We start from the raw sequence: 3,698 nt of genomic DNA, 5'->3' as shown, positions 1-3,698 counted from the left end.
GGTCTTCTAAATTCTAAACCTTGACAAGCGTACATTAATTCGATTGCTAAAATACGTTCTACATTATCTAAAACTTGGTTGAATTTTCGTCCAGAAATACTTCCCATTGAAACGTGATCTTCTTGTCCTAAAGATGTTGGAATACTATCAGCAGATGCAGGGAAACACAACGTTTTGTTTTCTGTACAAAGCGCGGCAGAAGTGTATTGAGGAATCATAAATCCAGAATTTAACCCAGAACTTTCTGTCAATAATTTTGGTAATCCATATTTTCCTTCGATTAATAAATATTGACGACGATCCGAAATGTTTCCTAATTCAGAAGCAGCAATTGTCGCATAATCTAACACCATTGCTAATGGTTGTCCGTGAAAGTTTCCACCTGAAATAGCATCTTTATCCGAAACAACGATTGGATTATCCGTAACAGAATTTAATTCGATTTCAGCTAATTCTTGTAAATGGAAAAATGCATTTCGTGACGCGCCATGAACTTGTGGCATGCAACGCAACGAATAGGGGTCTTGTACACGACCACATTCTGCATGAGAGAAAGCAATTTCAGAACCTTTTAATAAATTTCTCATACGTTCTGCAACCAACAATGTTCCTTTGAATGGGCGAACTTGGTGTAATTCTTCTTCGAATGGACGAGGCGAACCTTCGTAAGCTTCTAATGATAAAGCGCCTGCGACGTCAGCTAAATTCAATAAATATTCAAATTTCTCTAATCCGTGTAAGGCATGAGATAAGATGAATTGTGTTCCATTGATTAATCCTAAACCTTCTTTTGCGGATAAGTTTAATGGTTGTAGATTATGTTTGGCTAAAGCTTCTTTTGTCGAAACAATTGTATCGCCATCCCAAACTTTTCCTTCGCCGATTAAGGGTAAAAATAAATGTGATAAAGGAGCTAAATCTCCAGATGCACCAACGGATCCTTTTTCTGGAACAACTGGAATAATGTCTTTTTCAACCATTACTAAAATTCGTTCCACCACATCTAAAGTCACACCTGAATAGCCTTTTGATAAAGCATGTGCTTTTGCAATTAACATGGTTTTAGAAATTTCTTTCTTAATCGGATTTCCCACACCAACTGCATGACTGATTAATAGATTGTGTTGAAGTTGACGCGTTTCTGCTTCAGATATTTTTGTGTCGCAAAGAGGTCCAAAACCAGTGTTTATTCCATAAACTGTTTGTCCAGAAGCAACTATTTTAGCAACGTTTTGTTGAGATTTTAAGATTTGTTCTTTACTTGCTTCGTTAAGCTCAATTTCGATATTTCCTTCTTTGATTCCTTTGTAATCCTCGAACGAAAGAAAATCGATACCGTAAGTTTTCTTAATCATTTTTTCGATTTTGTGATACATCAAAGATAATCTTTTCATTGATTTGATAAAAGATAGAAATCATTTCAATTGAATAATTGAGGTTTGATAAGGTTTTATATGACTAACTTTTATAAATTTGCAGAAATTTTTATGTAATGTGTGATAAACATCTTCATGACGAAATGGGGGACGACCATATGTCAGCAAACTTAGAAACGCCTTTGAGAGCTGATGCATTTGAGTTGTCTGCTGAAGAAAAAGTGGAAAAGATTGAAGCGGATTTCCGTAATATCATGGAAACTTTAGGCTTAGATTTAACAGATGATAGTTTGAAAGGAACGCCAAAACGTGTTGCGAAAATGTTCGTAAAAGAGATTTTTGGTGGTTTATTACCAGAGCGTAAGCCTGGAATGTCAACTTTCGAAAATAAATATAACTACAATCAAATGCTGGTTGAAAAGGATATCGTGGTTTATTCGACTTGCGAACATCACTTTTTACCAATCGTTGGTCGTGCACATGTTGGTTACATCTCGAAAGGGAAAGTAATCGGTTTGTCTAAAATGAATCGTATTGTAGAATATTATGCAAAACGTCCACAAGTACAAGAGCGTTTGACAATGCAAATTGTGAAAGCGATGCAAGATGCTTTGGGGACAGACGATGTCGCATGTATTATTGATGCGAAACATTTGTGTGTCAATTCGCGCGGAATCAAAGATATCGAATCAAGTACAGTAACAGCTGAATTTGGTGGAGCTTTTAAAGAAAGTGAGCAATTAAGAAAAGAGTTTATTTCGTATATCGGAATGAAAACTCCTTTCAATGTTTAAAACTATAAATCCTATAAAATGGTAAAAGAAAATCAATTAAAATTACATAATTCCTTAACGGGACAGAAAGAAACATTCGAACCAATCAATCAAGATAATGTTGGAATGTATGTTTGTGGTCCAACGGTTTACAGTAATGTGCATTTAGGAAATGTACGTACATTTATGTCGTTTGATATGATTTATCGTTACCTAAAATTTTTGGGTTACAAAGTGCGTTACGTTCGTAATATTACTGATGCGGGACATTTAACAGATGACGGAAATGTAGAAAATGATCGTTTTGTAAAACAATCAAAATTAGAGAAATTAGAACCAATGGAAATCGTGCAAAAGTACACGGTAGATTTTCATCAAGTTTTAGAAAAATTTAATTTACTACCTCCAACAATCGAACCTACAGCAACAGGACATATTTTAGAACAAATTGCTTTAACAGAAAAATTAATCGATTTAGGTTTAGCTTACGAGGTAAACGGATCAGTTTATTTTGATGTAGAAGCATACAACAAAAAAGGACTTAATTATGGTGAGTTAAGTAACCGTAATATCGAAGAGTTAATCAATAACACAAGAGATTTAGACGGACAAGGAGAGAAGAAAAATCCAGTAGATTTTGCACTTTGGAAAAATGCTTCGCCTGCTCACATTATGCGTTGGGCTTCGCCTTGGGGAGATGGTTTTCCGGGTTGGCACTTAGAATGTACAGTGATGAGTACAAAATATCTTGGTGACTTTTTCGATATTCATGGAGGAGGAATGGATCTTAAATTCCCTCACCACGAATGTGAAATTGCACAAGCAAAAGGTTCTAATGGCCACGAACCAGTAAAATATTGGATGCACGCTAATATGTTGACGATGAATGGACAACGTATGAGTAAATCGACAGGGAATTACATCTTGCCAATGCAATTGGTAAATGGCGAAAATAACTTTTTCGAAAAAGCGTTTCATCCAAGTGTCGTTCGTTTTTGTTTTTTACAAGCGCATTACCGCAGTGTGTTAGATATTTCGAATGAAGCGATGTTGGCTTCGGAAAAAGGGTATAACCGTTTGGTTGAAGCCTTAAAAACGTTAGAAAATATTACACCAAAAAAAATATCTACTGTTAACATTGATGAGTTGGAAGCGAAATTATATACTGCAATGGATGATGATTTCAACACGCCAATTATGATCGCTCATTTATTTGATGCCGTGAAAATGATCAACTCAATCAAAGATAGTTTCGAAAATATTACAACAGAAGATTTAGAACGCTTGAAAGCGATTATGAATGGTTTTGTTCATGATGTTTTAGGTTTAGATACTGAAGCTGTTAATGAAAGTTCTGATAAATTAGATGGTGTTGTAAAAATGCTAATCGAAATGCGTAATCAAGCACGTGTAGATAAAAATTGGGCTTTATCTGACCAAATTCGTGATCAATTAAGTGATTTAGGAATTCAACTAAAAGATGGAGCAGAAGGTACTACTTATTCTTTTTGATAAAGCAGAATAATTTATTATTTATTAATATATAACC

The 3,698-nt window shown here is 34.8% G+C and carries 3 protein-coding genes; 2 read left to right on the top strand and 1 reads right to left on the bottom strand.

The window, feature by feature from the left end; translation table 11 throughout:
- Nucleotides 1-1,355 (bottom strand): histidine ammonia-lyase (gene hutH / locus Q0616_RS11820; RefSeq protein ID WP_298777091.1); only part of this gene is annotated, 1,355 nt, incomplete at its 3' end.
- Nucleotides 1,356-1,492: 137 nt separating this feature from the next.
- On the opposite strand from hutH, the gene folE reads away from it, so the two are divergent.
- Both folE and cysS read left to right on the top strand, forming a co-directional pair.
- On the top strand, nucleotides 1,493-2,170 hold the full coding sequence (folE, locus tag Q0616_RS11815; RefSeq protein ID WP_171623367.1) for a GTP cyclohydrolase I FolE: 678 nt from the start codon (nucleotides 1,493-1,495) through the stop codon (nucleotides 2,168-2,170).
- Between the two features lie 18 nt (nucleotides 2,171-2,188).
- Nucleotides 2,189-3,661: a cysteine--tRNA ligase gene (gene cysS, locus Q0616_RS11810; protein ID WP_171623368.1), complete on the top strand. Its 1,473-nt coding sequence runs from the start codon at nucleotides 2,189-2,191 to the stop codon at nucleotides 3,659-3,661.
- Nucleotides 3,662-3,698 lie beyond the last annotated feature (37 nt).

Source organism: uncultured Empedobacter sp. (genome assembly GCF_937930195.1).
GTDB classification, from domain to species: Bacteria; Bacteroidota; Bacteroidia; order Flavobacteriales; family Weeksellaceae; genus Empedobacter; species Empedobacter stercoris.
This window is presented reverse-complemented; position numbering and strand designations above follow the sequence as displayed.

Excerpts from the sequence above, each read along its gene's own strand:
- cysS (WP_171623368.1), top strand. The coding sequence starts at position 2,189 with ATGGTAAAAGAAAATCAATTAAAATTACATAATTCCTTAACGGGACAG.
- folE (WP_171623367.1), top strand. The coding sequence starts at position 1,493 with ATGTGTGATAAACATCTTCATGACGAAATGGGGGACGACCATATGTCA.